This window comes from Burkholderia anthinoferrum (genome assembly GCF_002925705.1).
Lineage (GTDB): Bacteria > Pseudomonadota > Gammaproteobacteria > Burkholderiales > Burkholderiaceae > Burkholderia > Burkholderia semiarida.
In genome coordinates this window covers 13,984-29,730 of record NZ_LFZP01000033.1, presented here as the reverse complement: position 1 = coordinate 29,730, position 15,747 = coordinate 13,984, and the positions used below count along the sequence as shown (strand labels likewise).

The window sequence follows — 15,747 nt, the reverse complement described above, 5'->3', positions numbered from 1 at the left end:
CGTAAGTTTTGATTCAACGCGCTGTATGGCAGATATGAACGACATGACCTCGAGTGAATTCGAAGCCCTCCTGACGGCGCAACGCAGCGCGATGAACCGCGACGCTTCGGCGCCGGCGTCCACCGAGACGCCGACGCTGACGAAGGCGGAACTGGCGGAGCTGTTGTTCGACAGCGTCGGGCTGAACAAGCGTGAAGCGAAGGACATGGTCGAGGCGTTTTTCGAAGTGATCCGCGACGCGCTCGAAAACGGTGAAAGCGTCAAGCTGTCGGGGTTCGGCAATTTCCAGTTGCGCGACAAGCCGCAGCGTCCGGGCCGCAATCCGAAGACGGGCGAGGCGATTCCGATCGCGGCCCGCCGGGTGGTAACCTTCCACGCGAGCCAGAAACTGAAGGCGCTGGTCGAAAACGGCGCGGAGTAACACGCGCCGGCGCCCCTGCGCGGCCCCGCGCATCCCTTACCGACGGTTAACCGACGATGACCACCACGGTTGAGAAAGTCGTTTTGCCTCCGATTCCCGCGAAGCGCTACTTCACGATCGGCGAAGTCAGCGAGCTGTGCGGGGTCAAGCCACATGTGCTGCGTTACTGGGAACAGGAATTCACTCAGTTGCGGCCGGTGAAGCGGCGCGGCAACCGGCGGTATTACCAGCATCACGAGGTGCTGCTGATCCGGCGGATTCGCGAGTTGCTGTACGAGCAGGGCTTTACGATCAACGGCGCGCGCAACCGGCTCGATTCGCCGGGCAGCGAGCGGGCCGCGGCGGAGCCGGTCGAATCCGACGCGCAGGCAAACGATGCGCGTCGGACGGGCAAGCCCGGCGAAAACGTCGACGTCATTGCGTTGCGGCTTGCGTTGCTGGACGTGATCGACGGACTGAAACACGACTGAGTGCGCGCCGCGCAGGATGCGTTGGAAAGCCCGGTTGGCGATCTGCCACCGGGCTTTTTTCATGCGGGCCGTGCTTGCTTGCGGATCAGCGCGACGCAAGCGGATTCTTCTGTCCGGTGTCGACGACCAGCGTGCCGTCCGGCAGCATCCGCACCGAGCCCTGCGCGACCTGGCTGCGATAGTCGTACAGGTCGAACCGCATCGGACCGGCCTCGGCCGAATTCCGGATCAGCGCGCGCACGTTCAGTTCGAGCACGTTGAACATTTTCATGTCGCCGCCTTCCATCCACATGTAGCTTGGCGCGTCGATCTGCGGCCGCTTCGGCGCGGGCGCGCCCGCCGCGCGCCGGAACGTGAGACGCAGTCCATCGCGCTCGACGGTGGCCTGGGCGAGCTTGCCGTTCAGCACGGGCGGCGGGAACACGGTGTACTGGTCGAGCACGAGCGTGTCGCCGCGCAGTTCCGCGCCGCGTCGCCGCAACGGCGTCAGCGATGCGAGCTCGATGCCGAGCGAGCGCAGCAGCGTGGCCTGCGGGATGCCGAGCACCGACACCTGTGACGGCGTGAAGGCGAGATGCCGGTCGTCGAGCACCGTCAGCGAGCCCTTCATGTCCGTCGGCAGCCAGACACCCGGTACGTGATTCCACAGCTTGATGCCGCCCTGGACGCGCAGGTTCTGGCCGTCCGCGCTCAGTTGCAGGTCGTTCAGCGAGCGCGGCGAATAGTCGAGCAGGTAGTTGTTGAACAGCGCCGACATCGCCTTCCACGACTCGACGACCGTGCCGCCGAGAATGCGGATGTCGTACTGGTTCGGGTCGTCGAGATCGACGGGTTCGCCCGGGCGCTTCGACACGAGTTCCACGTCGAGATCGTCGACATGAAAGCCGATGTCACCGGACAGGTTGAAATCGACGTTGCGCAGATGGATCGTCGGGTTGCGGTTCGATACGTACCGTTCGTTGAACGGCGTCGTCGACGTGCGTCGCATCGCGACCTTCTGCATGCCGGGCCGCACCGCGTCTGCCGCGAGCGCGGACGCTTCCCAGTGCTGGCGCACGTCGCGCAGCGCATTCTGCTGCGCGGCGAGGAAGCTGTCGTTCAGGCGCGCGGCCGCGTTGCCGAGCGCCGCGCCGCTGGCCGGGCCCGTATACGAAGGCATCCGGATCGTCATCGCGCCGCTTTCGTCGAAGTTGAAATAGCCGGCCGATACCTGGTCGCGATAGTGATACAGGTCGAACACGAACGTCTGGTCGCGCTTCGATGGGTCGACCGGCCCGATCAGGATGTCCGCGTTCATCGGCATCGAGCGCATGAATTTCACGTCGCCGCCGCGGATGACCATCGCCTGCTGCGGCGCGTTCGCGGGCATCGCGAAGCCGGCATGCGTGCCGTCGTCGAGCTTCAGGTCGAGGCCGGCCGGCGTCACGCGCACGGCGGTGATCGTGAGTTTCAGGCGCGGCGGCGGCATCAGCTTGTCGACGGCCATCACGAGATCGTCGCCGGCGAGTTGCGCGATCGGTGTCTGAACCTTCAACAGGTCGGCCATTTTCACGTTGGCCGCGCGCATCACCGGCTGCGCGTCGAGGCCCGACACGCGTACGCCGGTCGGGTGGAACACGAGCTGGCTGCCGTCGCGGACCGCGAGCGTGCCGGTCAGCGAGAACGGTACCCAGCCGTCGCGCCGCATCTCGCCTTGCAGATGGATCACGCCGTCGCCGGCCGACACCGCGAGCTTGCGCAGCGGCGCGTTGCGATAGCCGAAGATGTAAGTGTTGAAGAGGGCGGTCAGCTTCGCGTTGTCGAGCGTGACCGTGCCTTCGTGCACGTCGATCTCGAAGCTCGTCGGATCGTCGAATACGATCGGCGCGCCGGCTTGCGTCGGCACGAGCGTGGCCGACAACTGGTGGATGAAGAAGCCGAGATTGTTGACGACGCGGAAATCGACGTCGCGCAGGAACGTCATCGCGCCGTTCTGGCCCGAGTCGCGCAGCGTGAACGGGCGCGGCTGCGTGAGGCTGATCGACGCGAGCGACGGCACGGTGCGCGCGAGCTGCCGTTCGCGCGCGAGGCGCTCGGCCTTGGCGCGTTCGATCTTCGTGGATGCGATGGATGTGTTGCTGTCGCGCTGCGCGGCGGATTCCGCGCAGCCGGCGCAGAGTAGTGCGAGCACCAGCGCGCCGCAGCCGAACAGGCGGGATGTCGTGTGCGACCGCGGGGCGGCCGTGCGTCGCCGGCCGGAAAACCAGTCGAAAATTGCCAAAGGCGAGCGATGGCCGCGCCGGACCGCATTCCGCATCGTCTGTCTCCATGTCTTGTCTTGATCGACGGCGGCGCGCCAGTGCCCGGCGCGAGCGTCGATGCCGTGCAGTGTGTCATAGCGCGCTAGAGCGGCGTCACCAAACAACCGCCGCCCCGGCGCGCCGCGCCGGCGGGCGGCCAGACAACGGATTCGCGCCGGGGGTACGGCCGGATCAAACGGTCGTTTGGTTTGTGCGGGCCGCCGGTGGCTATCGTTCGAAGCGATCCTGAAAACTCGCGGCCCGCGTTGGGCGGCACGGGTTTCGCCCGATGCAGAGGCGGCGCGGCCCCGGGCATCGACGGATACGATCGGCGACGGCGGCGGGGTAAGATCGGCATCAGTGGCGGGTTCGACATCACAACACGGCAGCCATCACGGGGAAGCGCCATGGACCTGAAGGAAGTCGACGTACTGGGTGCGGGGGTGGGCGATCACTGGTACTACGCGTCGAAGGCGAGCGCGATTCGCCGGTTCCTCGGCGCGTCAGGCACGAACCGGATACTCGACGTCGGGGCGGGCTCCGGGTTTTTCTCGAAGCATCTGCTCGAACGCACGCAGGCGACGGAAGCATGGTGTGTCGATACGAGCTATGCCGACGACAGCGACGGCGAGGCGGCCGGCAAGCCCATTCACTTTCGGCGCTCCGTCGATCGATTCGATGCCGATCTCGTGTTGCTGATGGACGTGCTCGAACATGTGGACGACGACGTCGGACTGCTGACGCAGTATGTGCAGGGCGCGCCTTCGGGCAGCCGGTTCCTGATCACGGTGCCCGCGTTCCAGTTCCTGTGGAGCGGCCACGACGATTTCCTCGAGCACAAGCGCAGGTATACGCTCGGTGGGCTGGAGAACGTGGTCCGGCGTGCAGGGCTCGACGTCGAGCACGGCGCCTATTATTTCGGCCTCACGTTTCCGCTCGCGGCCGCACTGCGGCTCGGCGAGCGGGCACGTTCGCATCCGCGCGAGCCCGCGTCGCAATTGCGTCGTCATCATCCGTTCGTCAACGGCTTGCTCAAGACGATCTGCCGCATCGAGTTGCCGATGTTCCGCTTCAATCGCGTTGCCGGCCTGACGGTCATCTGTGTCGCGCGCAAGCGGTGACGGCGACGGGGGCACCGCCGCAGGTCGCTTGCATGCGCGCCATCGAACCAAAAAATTTCACGGGAACACGCACAAAATGCATGCGACCCGTTCTAAATCGGGAAACTGTCTGTTATAATTTTTTTCTTTCGGGGCGTAGCGCAGCCTGGTAGCGTACCTGCATGGGGTGCAGGTGGTCGGAGGTTCAAATCCTCTCGCCCCGACCAGACAAGAACCCGCGTCAGCTCAGGCTGACGCGGGTTTTTTCTTGGCCGTCGCTTTTTTGCACATCGCAGCGCGGCCCCGGTAAAATGCAAGGTTGATCCACGGAAAGCGCCGTGATTTAGCGGAAGAGGATTCCCCGAACATGACTGATCTTCGTCTTACCATGCGGTTCGCTGCAGTGCTCGCCACCGGCGCGCTCGTCGCCGGTTGCGGTACGTCGTCGCCCACGAAAGTGGACTACAAGAGCGATTCGAAATCGAAGGAAGCGTCGCTCGCAGTGCCGCCCAACATGCTCGACGAGACGGCCGATCAGCGTTCGCTGCCGCCCCAGGGCGGCGCGACTTCCCTGTCCGCGCTCCAGCAGGTCCAGCAGGCCGCGCCTGCGCTGGACACCGTCGCGCCGGCCGTGGCCGGCATGCATATCCAGCGCGACGGCACGGAAAGCTGGCTCGTGATCGACGGCAAGCAGCCGGCCGCGATCTGGCCGCAGGTTCGCCGTTTCTGGCAGGAGCAGGGCTTCCTGCTCGTGGTCGACCAGCGCGACAAGGGCGTGATGGAAACCGACTGGAACGAAACCCATCCGCAGATCAACGACGGCCTGATCCGCAGCGTGATCTCGAAGGCGATGGGCAATTCGTACGTGACGGCCGAGCGCAACAAGTACCGCACGCGTCTCGATTCGGCGCCGAACGGCGGCACCTATGTGTTCATCAGCCAGAAGGGCATGCGCGAGGCGATCACCGGCGCGAACAATGATTCGAGCAAGTGGGAACCGAAGCCGAACGATCCGGCGCTCGAGACGGAATACCTGAAGCGGTTGATGGCTGTCCTCGCGCAGAACGAGCAGCGCGCGAAGAACGGCGAGGCTCCGATCGCGAACATCAAGGACAACGTGGTACCGAAGGACAAGAAGGCGGATACCGACGCGTCGTCGAAGGCTGCCGCGGCGATTGCGGCGCAGAACGTCTCGCGCACGTCGGCGCAAGGCAACGACGCGGCGGAAGCAGCCGTGCCGTCCGAAGTCACGCTCGGCGAGCCGTACGACCGGTCGTGGCTGCACGTCGGTCTCGCGCTCGATCGCGCGAACTTCACGGTCGACGATCGCGATCGCTCGAAGGGCCTGTATTTCGTGCGCTATGTCGATCCGAAGGATCTGAGCTCGGCCGAGCAGGGCTTCTGGAGCCAGCTGTTCCACGGCAAGAAGGAAAAGCAGGCGAAGCAGTATCGCGTCAACGTGAAGGCGCTCACGGCCGATCAGACGCGCGTCGCGGTCGTCGACGATTCGGGGGCGATCGACACGTCGTCGGCGGCTCGCCAGATCATGGGGTTGCTCGTGAATCAGCTCCGCTGATTCCGGCGTTTCCCGCACCCTTGGAAAGCCCGCCATTCGGCGGGCTTTTTTCATCGCCGCTCGCCAGCGCGGGCGCGCGTTCGGGTGGTTCGGCCCCGCCTCGTGACGTTACGTAACATCCGTCGCGTTACGACGACGGAACACGTGTCACATTGTCGCCGATATAAAAATTATCCTTATGAATCAAGGGGGTGAAGGTGGATTGGATGCTTGGCACGCAACCTGCTTTATATGTTCGAATCGTTAGAGCAGGGAGGATGGCGTCAGAGTCCGGAATGCGCCGCGAGCGCCTGAACAACGGTATCGACGCCTTTCAAATGCCGTCGCGACAAGCGTCGGTTAACAGATGACGATCCGCGCCAGCGTGCGGATCTCGATGGCCCCGTCGCCTATCCTCGTAGGGCGACGGTTTCGCCCGCGCTTCTCTGAAGCGCGGGCTATTTTTTTTGTGCCGTCGTCATGCCTTATCGGCGTCGCTGGTGCGCGATGCGCGTATTCTCGGACTTTTTGAATGAAGGAGGCGGGAATGGCGGAAATCGCAGTCGTGGCGCTGATCGTGGCGAAGCCGGGCGCCGAGGAAAAACTGCGCGTCGTGCTCGAGGGAATCGTCGAACCAACCCGCAACGAAGCGGGGGCGTTGCAGTATGACCTGCACCGGGATCTGAGGGAGCCCGCGCGATTCGTATTCGTCGAGCGTTGGGAGAGCGAGGAGGCGCTGGCCGCTCATGCGCGTTCCGCGCACATTCTCGCCTATCGCGAAGCGGCCGCGGACTGGATCGAGCGTTCCGAAATCCGCGTGCTGTCGAAACTCATCTGAGCCGGAGTGCGGCGGAGTGGGGCGACCGGACGTGTCCGGTCGCGGCGGCGCGTCAGTGTGACGCGCCGGGTACGTCGAGGATCAGGATGATCGTCCAGTCGGCGTCGCCGTCGTGGTGATACTGGCGCTCGGCAACGATGAACGGCTGCTGCTTGCCTTGCGGGCCGAGGAACAGCACGTCGCCCTCCATCGGCAGACACTCGATCGGCGGCAGCGCGAGGAACGCGTCGTCCGAGCCGCGGGGCATCAGTTGCTTGATCTTGCGAGTGGCGGCTTCGGTCCACTCGATGTCGAGTTGAATGTTGCTCATGCTGTCCTCCGCACCGGGGTGCGCACGGGTGGAAAATTTCGGTGCGCGACTTTAGCACAGCGCGCGGGCGCCGCAACCAAAAAAGCCGAACCCGGTTGCCCGGATTCGGCTTTTCGCTGGAGCGGTGCCGCCGAACTTACTGGCTGGCAGCGTCTGCAGCCTTCGCCTTCTTGGCGGCCTTCTTCGCTGCTGCCTTGTGATGCGCAGCCTTCTTGCCGTGGTGATGCTCTTCCTGCGCCGCCGGCTGAGCCGCTTCGGCCGCTTGTTGCTGTTGCAGCGCTTGGGCGCGCTGCTCGATCTCGGCGATCTTGGCCGGATCGGTGATGGTCTGGATCTGCGTGCTCTCTTGCGCATACGCTGCGCCAGTCAGCGCCGACATCGCTACCAGGATAGCCAGGGACGTCTTCTTCATTGCTTTACCTCCGCTAAGTGGTGATGAACCCGAGTGTTGCCGTTTTGTCTGGCGACTGCAATCGAGTGCGTGTCGAGTGTAACAAAAGTGACGGATCAATGTGCACCGGATCGTCGCACGATGCAAGGCCCCGTTGAAGTCGCGCAACACTCCGCGCAGTTCGTCACGCGTCGGCCATCGAGGGTGGAGCCGCGATTTTCGCGCCGATTTTCACGATGTCGTCAAAACCAGCCGAGCCAACGATATACGTGGAATTGCGCGATCCCGACCAGTTCGTGCAACGCCTGCTCGGCGTTGGCCACGTTGCGCCAGCGCGGCAGCCAGCCCGTTTGCGCGCGTCGGCGATTCGCATAAACAGGTTGCGGATCGATGCCGAAATGGCGGAAGTCGAGCAGGGCCCGGCGCATCTGGTACGACGACGTGACGAGAATGCGCGCGTCGTCACACTGTGGGCGTAGTATAGATGCAGTGAATTTCGCGTTTTCGTAGGTTGTGCGGCTGTTCGGTTCGAGCACGAGATCGGCCGGCGCCACGCCTTGCGCGACGAGCTGGCGCCCGTAGACGGCCGCCTCGGTGTCGCCGTGATGCTGCGGGTCGCCGCCCGACATCACCACGGTGCAGCGTTCGGCCTGTTGCCGGCACGTGCGGTAGAGCGCCGCAACCTTGCGGATGCGCGCGACGCCATCGGGCGGCGGCTGCAATCCGGTGTCGGTGCGGCGCGTGCCGGCGCCGATCAGGATCAGCGTGGTTCGCCCGTGCATGTCGGGATGTTCGACCGGCGTGACGCCGGCCTCGGTCCAGGCGATCAGCGGCGCCGCAAGCCAGCCCGTCGCCAGCAGCCAGAACAGCGCGACGGCGGCGATCGAAATGGTTCTACGCTGCTTGCGGCAGAGCATGAAACCGATGAAGAGAAGTACAAATGAATCGAACAGAATCAATTTGATTGGGGTATGGTGTCTTTTTATGGAGGACTGACGATCTGGCCCTGACGCGACGCCGGAGAACGTCGGCCTCCAGAATCGGTGGCGGTTGGGGCGGGCGGAGACCCCGCCCGGCGCGCCGCTTCGCATTGTCGCTGCACTTTAAGAAAGAATCGAGATGGCCACGTATTCCAACGAAGCGGTGCTCGACGCATTGAGACGAGTGCAGTACCGCCAGGTACCGTGGGCACGCCGCCCGGGCGTGTTCGAGTATCTCCGTTCGCTCGGGCTGATGGACACGGTCCGGCAGAAGACCGTTGCCCCCGCACCGGGCTTCCATGCACCGGTCGACATTGCCGTACTGACCGACAGCGGTCGAGCCGAATTCTCGCGCCTCGAGCGCGAAGAGAAATTACTTTCCTGGACGGATCGCCGCATGGACGACTACGCGTTGAGCGAAGCGAGCGCCGTGGCGATTCTCGAAAGCCGTCTGTAGCGGTATTCCATCCCGCCCCGTGCATCGCCACGCGGGCCCGCGACGCAAAAAAAGCCCGTATCGCGAAGATACGGGCGTACCGGATACTTTTGCTGCTGCCACGCTGTGCTCATGGCAACGATGTTGACCCGCCGCATGCGGCGCAGTTCCCGGATGCGGACATTTTCTTTCGCGAAATCTCGAAATCGGCAGGACGTCTACGGATGGCGTGGCACGCCGGGCGACTGAGAGCCGATCCGCGCCCGCGCGTTGCTGGCGATGTCGCCGCGCAAGTCGCCGCGCGGCACGGTTTGCCGGCTGGACGGGTTGCCTGACGGCGGCTGGCGGAGGGTATTGCGGTGATCCTGCTGGCGATGGGGCGGCTTCACGCGATCGTCGGCATGGGCCGGAGCGGCGAGCGCCACGGAAACGACAATGCCGCATGCAACGAGCAGTGACATTGTTTTCATGGCGGGGCTCCCTTCAAGCCGTCCGTGCGGCCTGTTGATATGTCGCTAAGGTAAGCGTGGGAGTGCAGGCTTGCTGTAAATATTGGTAAATAGATGTTTCGCGGCACGACAACGGTAATCGACTGCAATGCATGCGGCGCAACAAGATCGCGTCGCAGAAAGAAACCGGGCGGCCGAAGCCGCCCGATCGAGCATTCGTTACGCCATCTTGACGGGCGCGCGCCAGGATTCCGGATTGGTCCAGAAGGCGCCGCGCAACCGATCGCGGCTCGGCGGCGCGGGTGGCTTCGCCGCGCTTGCGCCGATGCGTCCACGCAGCGAAATCTGCCGGCCGCTCGTGCCGAGTCGCTTCACGATTTCGGCGAGCGTACCGTCCGCCTGCCATTCGTCGAAGCGGCGGCGGCAGGTCGGCGGGGACGGATAGCGGCCCGGCAGTTTGGACCAGCCTTCGCCCGTCGACAGCACCCACAGCACGGCGTTGACCACCGAACGAGCCTCCACGCGAGGACGGCCGCGCCGCTCACTCCGTGCGGGTTCCGAGCAAAACAGACCCTCGACCAGCGCCCATTCGTTATCTCTCAAATCGTCGAACAGCATCATGTCCTCACCTCAGCGAAGCTAACTCCGGTGCGCTGCCCTGCGCCGCGCACTCTTCAAGCACTCGATCGTCGAGTGCCGGGTGGGGGCGTCCGGTTGGCCGGCAGCGGTGTTTCTGCTCTTCCGTCCGACGAAACCTGCACCCTGTGCGCAAGGTAATGCACGAAGCGTGCCATGTCGGAGGTGAATCCCTCGAGAGCCGCTTGGCAGCGAGCTAACGGCTAAGTCAGCTAGGGGCGTATAAGACGCCAAAATAACCCGTGAGCAAATCGGGACAATCACCAATCTTGTGCAATTCGCCCATGTCACGTGCGTTTGCGAACGTATTGCACCGCAGCGAAACATGGGCGAGGGACGCCGGATTCGTCACCGAAGCCGGTTTCGCGCATTAAAATCGCGCATCGATATCGACGATTGATGAGGTCAGGGGATGAACGTTACGCTGCGCCAGCTTCGCGTGTTCATCGAAGTCGCGCGGCTCAAGAGCTTCAGCCGGGCGGGTGACGAGATCGGGCTCACGCAGTCCGCGGTCAGCCGCTGCGTGCGCGAGCTCGAGGCCGAACTCGGGCTGAAGCTGATCGACCGCACGACGCGGGACGTGCAACTGACCGATGTCGGGGCGAATCTGATCGCGAGCGTGTCGCGCCTGCTCGACGATCTCGACGATACGCTGCGCGAGATCCGCGAGATCGGCGAGCAGCGCCGCGGGCGCGTGATCGTCGCGGCAAGCCCGACGATCGCATGCAGGCTGATGCCGCGCGTGGTGGCGTCGTGCGAGCGGCAGTTCCCGTTCGTGACGCTCGGCCTGCGCGACGACGTACAGAGCGACGTGTTGCGCAAGGTGAAGTCGAGCGAAGTCGATTTCGGCGTCGTGATCGGGCCGCTGACGGTCGCCGATCTCGTCTGCGAACCGTTGATGACCGATTCGTTCTGCCTTGTCGCGCGCGCCGACCATCCGCTCGCGGCGCGGTCCGAGGTGCCGTGGGCGGCGCTGGACGGCGAGCGCCTCGTGCTGCTCGACCATGCGTCGGGCAGCCGGCCGCTGATCGATGCGGCGCTGGCCACGCATCGCGTCAACGCGACGGTCATGCAGGAACTCGGGCATTCGGCGACCGTGTTCGGGCTGGTCGAGGCCGGTGTCGGCGTGAGCGTGCAGCCATGGCTGTCGCTGCCGCTGCCCGCCGGCTCGACGCTCGTCGCGCGGCCGCTCACGCCGCGCACCGAACGCACCGTCGAGCTGGTGCGCCGCCGCGACCGGTCGTTGTCGCCCGCCGCGCAGGCGATCTGGGAGCTCGTGCGGCAGATGCCGGCGCGGGCCGAGGACCTCGAGTGATGCGCATCGGCGTGAGCCGGCCCGGCTTGCCGGCCGGTACACTACGTGGATCGTGTTCGTTGGCGGTGGTTCTCGATGACGCATTCCGCAGGTTTTTTCCCGGTGAACGATGAGCCTGCGGCGCGCGCCGCGGTGCACGCGCTGCGCCCGTCGCTGATCCGCGAAGTCGCGAACGCCGGCTTCGGCGTGCCGGACGTGCTGCCGTTCTGGTTCGGCGAATCCGATCGCGTGACGCCGGATTTCATCCGTGACGCCGCAGCGGCGGCGCTGCGCGAGGGCGCGACCTTCTACACGCACAATCTCGGCACGGCGCCGCTGCGCGACGCGATCGCGGCCTATGTCAGCGCGCGTCACGGCGCGACGGCGGCCGGCACGGTCGCCGTGACGAGCTCGGGCGTGAATGCGCTGATGCTGGCTGCGCAGATGCTCGTCGGGCCGGGCGAGCGTGTCGTCGCGGTCACGCCGTTGTGGCCGAATCTCGTCGAGATTCCGAAGATTCTCGGCGCGCGGGTCGACTGCGTGCCGCTCGATTACGGCGACGCGGGCTGGCAGCTCGACGTCGGCCGGTTGCTCGCGGCGCTGACGCCCGATACGCGGATGCTGTTGATCAATTCGCCGAACAACCCGACCGGCTGGACGATGTCGCGCGACGATCAGCAGGCCGTGCTCGCCCATTGCCGTCGTCACGGCATCTGGCTGGTCGCCGACGAGGTGTACGAGCGGCTTGCATTCGGCGAGGGCGGTGCGCCGTCGTTCCTCGATATCGCGTCGCGCGACGAGCGCGTCGTGGTCGTGAATTCCTTCTCGAAGGCATGGGCGATGACGGGCTGGCGGCTCGGATGGCTGGTTGCGCCGACGTCGGTGATGGGCGAGCTGTCGAAGCTCGTCGAATACAACACGTCGTGTGCGCCGGGTTTCGTGCAGGCCGCGGCCGTGGTCGCGTTGCGCGACGGCGAGCCGTTCGTGCGGTCGTTCGTCTCGGCGCTGCGCGACGCGCGCGACCATCTGGTCGCCGCGCTGCGGACGTTGCCGGGCGTCGAGGTGCCGCCGCCGCCGGGCGCGATGTACCTGTTCCTGCGGCTGCCGGGCGCGGCCGACAGCCTGGCGTTCTGCACGACGCTGGTGCGCGAGGCAGGGCTCGGCCTTGCGCCCGGGCGCGCGTTCGGCCCCGAGGGGGAAGGGTTCGTGCGCTGGTGCTATGCGTGCGATCCGGCGCGACTCGACGCGGGCGTGGAGCGGCTGCGCCGGTTCCTGGCACGCGGCGCCGGCGCTCGCTGAAGCGGGGCCGGAGCGGGCATGCGGCCTGGGCGGCGGCCTGTTCCGCTCATCTTTACGCACCGGGCAATTTTGCGTAATATGGCGTTCAGTCACGCGGTTCCGTCGTTGAGCCGTGCTGTTCCGTCCGGTTTGGGCCTGGCCTGAAGTTGGTTCGCCGCCCCCGGTTCGTGCTCCCATCAATATGACCGATCAGAATCGGGCGAGCGCGTCTTCCGTTCCTTTCGTCTGTTTGTTGATCCGGTTCGTTTGACCACAGGGTCTGGCCTAGCTGCATGAATACCCAAGAGGCGAAGATCGTCCTCGAGACTGCTTTGATCTGTGCGCAGGAGCCGCTGAAGCTCGGCGATTTGCGCAAGCTCTTTGCCGACGGCGTGTCGGCTGACACGGTCCGCACGTTGCTCGAAGATCTGAAACAGGATTGGTCCGGTCGCGGTGTCGAACTGGTGGCGCTGGCGACCGGGTGGCGCTTTCAGAGCAAGCCGGCGATGCGTCATTATCTCGATCGGCTGCATCCCGAGAAGCCGCCGAAATATTCGCGCGCGGTACTCGAAACGCTCGCGATCATCGCGTACCGGCAGCCCGTCACGCGCGGCGACATCGAAGAGATTCGCGGCGTCACGGTCAATACGCAGGTGGTCAAGCAACTCGAGGATCGCGGCTGGATCGAGGTGATCGGTCATCGCGACGTGCCGGGGCGTCCGGCGCTGTATGCGACGACCAAGCAATTCCTCGACGATCTCGGCCTGAAGGCGCTCGACGACCTGCCGGCGCTCGAAGAGCCGGCCGCGAACATCGAGGCCGCGCTGCTCGCGCAGCAGGCCATGGATTTCGACGGCGACGTGCCGGTGACCGACGAGGCTGCGGCCGACGTGCCGCAGGCGCAGGCGGATGACGTGCCCGCCGGCGAGTCGGCCGAGGTGCCGGGCGATGCCGTGGCCGACGTCGCGTCGACGCAGGAATTCCCGAGTCGCGATACGCTCGATGCTGATCGTGGGCACGCGGAACGGACGGAACAGGTCGGCGCCGAAGCCGTGTCGACCGATGTGCAGCCCGAGCCGCAGCGTGCGGATTCGAGCGAGGAAGATCGCAAGCCGGCCGCCGAAGCGGCTGCCGGAGACGGAGCGGAAGCGGCCGGCGACACGCCCGGCGAGGCCGATCAGGCCGACGCCCCCCGCTCCCGTCCTGCGGACGACGAGACGCTGGACGACACGTCCGACAGTCTCGCGGATGCCGTACGAAGCGCCAGTGCGCCCATCGGCGCCGACGCGCTGCCGGACGACGAAGCAGAACCCGAACAGCGTCGCGCCTGATCGCGGCCAACTTCTTGCCGCGCCCGCGCCGGGCGCGAGACCTGACATTTTGAGGTTGTTTTGACAGATATCCACGATATTGAATCGTCCGCGCCTGCCGTGCAGGCAGCGCGTGCCGACGATGCGCCGGAGCAGGATGCTTCGGCCGCGGGTGGCGACGAGCGTCCCCGCCGCGGTCTGCGGCGCGGTCCGCGCAGCCTGATCGCGCGGCGTCGCGCGGCGGCCAAGTCGAAGGGCGCCGAAGGCGAGCAGCAGGGCGCCGAGGGCGCGGATGCGCAGCCGGCCGAGGCTGCCGATGCGCAGCCGGCGCGTGCGCCTCGCAAGGAAGGCGCGGCCAAGGGCACTCGCAAGCCGGCCGGCAAGCGCGAAGGCGCGGCCAAGGGCGGCCAGGGCCGTCGCGGGGCATCGAAGGCAGAAGGTGGCTTGGCGAAACCCGTTGAAGGCGATGCGTCCCAGGACGAACTGTTTGCGTACGTGACGTCGCCCGCCTTCGATGCGGACAACTCCGCGGGCGGTAGCGGCGTCCGTGCGCCGATGCTGCGGCGCGGGCGCAACCAGCCGGCGAACAAGCGCGTGCTGTCGCCGGACGACGACGCGCCGAAGCTCCACAAGGTGCTGGCGGAAGCAGGCATGGGTTCGCGTCGCGAAATGGAAGAGCTGATCGTCGCCGGCCGCGTGTCGGTGAACGGCGAGCCCGCGCACATCGGCCAGCGGATCATGCCGACCGACCAGGTGCGGATCAACGGCAAGCCGGTCAAGCGCAAGCTGCCGAACAAGCCGCCGCGCGTGCTGCTGTATCACAAGCCGACCGGCGAAATCGTCAGCCACGCGGATCCGGAAGGCCGTCCGTCGGTGTTCGACCGCCTGCCGCCGATGAAGACGGCGAAATGGCTTGCGGTGGGGCGCCTCGACTTCAATACCGAAGGTCTGCTGATGCTGACGACTTCCGGCGACCTCGCGAACCGCTTCATGCATCCGCGTTACAGCGTCGAGCGCGAGTACGCGGTGCGCGTCGTCGGCGAGCTGTCCGAAGGCATGCGGCAGAAGTTGCTGCACGGCGTCGAGCTCGACGACGGTCCGGCGAATTTCCTGCGTATCCGCGATGGCGGCGGCGAAGGCACGAATCATTGGTATCACGTCGCGCTGGCCGAAGGCCGCAATCGCGAAGTGCGCCGGATGTTCGAGGCGGTCGGCCTGATGGTGAGCCGGCTGATCCGTACGCGTCACGGCCCGATTCCGCTGCCGCGCGGCTTGAAGCGTGGTCGTTGGGAGGAGCTCGACGACGCGCAGGTGCGCAAGCTGATGGCGACCGTCGGCCTGAAGGCGCCGTCCGAGGAGAAGGGCAAGCGCGGCGCTGCCGGTCCGGCCGAGCGTCGCCAGCCCGATCCGATGCAGACGTCGATGGGCTTCATCAGCCGCGAGCCGGTGCTGACGACGCACGGGCAACTCGACCAGCCGCGTCGCGGCGGTGGCCGGCGCGGCGGCCCGGGGTTGCCGGGTCTGAGCGGCTACGGCAGCCTGCCGGTTGCGCCGTCGGGCTACGGCAATCGCACGGGCGGCGGCCGCGACGGCAACCGCATGGGGCGCGACGGCAACCGCGCCGGCGGCGGTCGCGATGTCGACGGCAATCGCGCGTCGTATGGCGCAGGTCCCAAGCGCGATGGCGCGGGCGGCAAGCGCGGCGGTGGCAAGGGCGGCGGCAATCGCAATCCGGGCGGCAATCGTGCCGACGGCGCAGGCAACGGCGGCCCGCGCGGCGGCCAGCGTCCGCAGCGCAGCCGCACGCGCAGCCGTTAAGTCGCTGTTGATTGGCGTCGTACGGCGGCGTAAAGCCGCCGGCTCGTCGGTCTGGCCGGCATCCGGCCGGTTGTGTCGACGCGACGCATTGTATTGACGGGGTTCGGCTGCATCGATGTCGCGTGCCGCGACAACGGCGATCACCGGTACGGCAGGGTGATATCGGTCGATCGGGCAGCCCG

General features: G+C 66.1%; 15 protein-coding genes, 1 tRNA gene and 1 pseudogene. 11 read left to right on the top strand and 6 right to left on the bottom strand.

Translation table 11 applies throughout. The features are described from left to right. The first annotated feature begins 34 nt into the window (after window positions 1-34). Window positions 35-421, top strand: a complete 387-nt coding sequence (locus C5F75_RS11490) for an integration host factor subunit alpha (protein WP_006486093.1) — start codon at window positions 35-37, stop codon at window positions 419-421. A gap of 56 nt (window positions 422-477) precedes the next feature. Then, the gene (locus tag C5F75_RS11485; protein WP_059575799.1) at window positions 478-891 is read left to right on the top strand and encodes a MerR family transcriptional regulator; all 414 of its coding nucleotides are present in this window, start codon (window positions 478-480) and stop codon (window positions 889-891) included. An 85-nt stretch (window positions 892-976) separates the two neighbouring features. Here C5F75_RS11485 and C5F75_RS11480 read toward each other — a convergent pair whose 3' ends face one another. Continuing rightward, the gene (locus tag C5F75_RS11480; protein ID WP_059575796.1) at window positions 977-3,187 is read right to left on the bottom strand and encodes a hypothetical protein; all 2,211 of its coding nucleotides are present in this window, start codon (window positions 3,185-3,187) and stop codon (window positions 977-979) included. Between the two features lie 390 nt (window positions 3,188-3,577). Here C5F75_RS11480 and C5F75_RS11470 point away from each other — a divergent pair, with 390 nt between their 5' ends. The 4 genes from C5F75_RS11470 (at window position 3,578) to C5F75_RS11455 (ending at window position 6,663) form a co-directional block, all read left to right on the top strand. Further along, on the top strand, window positions 3,578-4,291 hold the full coding sequence (locus tag C5F75_RS11470; protein ID WP_059575793.1) for a class I SAM-dependent methyltransferase: 714 nt from the start codon (window positions 3,578-3,580) through the stop codon (window positions 4,289-4,291). A 129-nt stretch (window positions 4,292-4,420) separates the two neighbouring features. Continuing rightward, window positions 4,421-4,497: transfer RNA gene (locus C5F75_RS11465), tRNA-Pro, on the top strand. A 140-nt stretch (window positions 4,498-4,637) separates the two neighbouring features. Next, entirely contained in the window at window positions 4,638-5,846 is a 1,209-nt protein-coding gene (gene bamC / locus C5F75_RS11460) for an outer membrane protein assembly factor BamC (RefSeq protein ID WP_059575791.1), read from the top strand. A 526-nt stretch (window positions 5,847-6,372) separates the two neighbouring features. After that, window positions 6,373-6,663 carry a putative quinol monooxygenase gene (locus C5F75_RS11455; RefSeq protein ID WP_059575789.1) on the top strand — a complete coding sequence of 97 codons (291 nt, stop codon included), beginning with the start codon at window positions 6,373-6,375 and terminating at the stop codon, window positions 6,661-6,663. 52 nt (window positions 6,664-6,715) lie between these two features. On the opposite strand, the gene C5F75_RS11450 is transcribed toward C5F75_RS11455, so the two are convergent. The 3 genes from C5F75_RS11450 to C5F75_RS11440 form a co-directional block, all read right to left on the bottom strand. Further along, entirely contained in the window at window positions 6,716-6,973 is a 258-nt protein-coding gene (locus C5F75_RS11450) for a hypothetical protein (protein ID WP_059575787.1), read from the bottom strand. Between the two features lie 136 nt (window positions 6,974-7,109). After that, window positions 7,110-7,385: a hypothetical protein gene (locus C5F75_RS11445; protein WP_059575785.1), complete on the bottom strand. Its 276-nt coding sequence runs from the start codon at window positions 7,383-7,385 to the stop codon at window positions 7,110-7,112. A 221-nt stretch (window positions 7,386-7,606) separates the two neighbouring features. Beyond that, window positions 7,607-8,323 (bottom strand): YdcF family protein, encoded by a 717-nt coding sequence (locus C5F75_RS11440; RefSeq protein ID WP_059575784.1) that lies wholly within the window; start codon window positions 8,321-8,323, stop codon window positions 7,607-7,609. A gap of 160 nt (window positions 8,324-8,483) precedes the next feature. Here C5F75_RS11440 and C5F75_RS11435 point away from each other — a divergent pair, with 160 nt between their 5' ends. Further along, the gene (locus C5F75_RS11435) at window positions 8,484-8,801 is read left to right on the top strand and encodes a hypothetical protein (protein WP_059575782.1); all 318 of its coding nucleotides are present in this window, start codon (window positions 8,484-8,486) and stop codon (window positions 8,799-8,801) included. A 197-nt stretch (window positions 8,802-8,998) separates the two neighbouring features. On the opposite strand, the gene C5F75_RS11430 is transcribed toward C5F75_RS11435, so the two are convergent. Then, window positions 8,999-9,250, bottom strand: coding sequence for a hypothetical protein (locus tag C5F75_RS11430; protein WP_059608805.1), 252 nt, complete (start codon window positions 9,248-9,250; stop codon window positions 8,999-9,001). A gap of 201 nt (window positions 9,251-9,451) precedes the next feature. After that, window positions 9,452-9,847 (bottom strand): annotated as a pseudogene (locus C5F75_RS11425) (transposase); the annotation flags it as partial. Between the two features lie 430 nt (window positions 9,848-10,277). On the opposite strand from C5F75_RS11425, the gene C5F75_RS11420 reads away from it, so the two are divergent. The 4 genes from C5F75_RS11420 to rluB all read left to right on the top strand — a co-directional run bounded on the left by C5F75_RS11420 (window position 10,278) and on the right by rluB (window position 15,565). Beyond that, complete coding sequence (locus C5F75_RS11420) at window positions 10,278-11,180, top strand: LysR family transcriptional regulator (protein WP_059575780.1); 903 nt, start codon at window positions 10,278-10,280, stop codon at window positions 11,178-11,180. Between the two features lie 75 nt (window positions 11,181-11,255). Next, window positions 11,256-12,458, top strand: a complete 1,203-nt coding sequence (locus C5F75_RS11415; RefSeq protein ID WP_059575778.1) for a pyridoxal phosphate-dependent aminotransferase — start codon at window positions 11,256-11,258, stop codon at window positions 12,456-12,458. 272 nt (window positions 12,459-12,730) lie between these two features. Next, on the top strand, window positions 12,731-13,768 hold the full coding sequence (gene scpB / locus C5F75_RS11410) for an SMC-Scp complex subunit ScpB (protein ID WP_059575776.1): 1,038 nt from the start codon (window positions 12,731-12,733) through the stop codon (window positions 13,766-13,768). Between the two features lie 60 nt (window positions 13,769-13,828). Beyond that, complete coding sequence (gene rluB, locus C5F75_RS11405) at window positions 13,829-15,565, top strand: 23S rRNA pseudouridine(2605) synthase RluB (protein ID WP_059575774.1); 1,737 nt, start codon at window positions 13,829-13,831, stop codon at window positions 15,563-15,565. Window positions 15,566-15,747 lie beyond the last annotated feature (182 nt).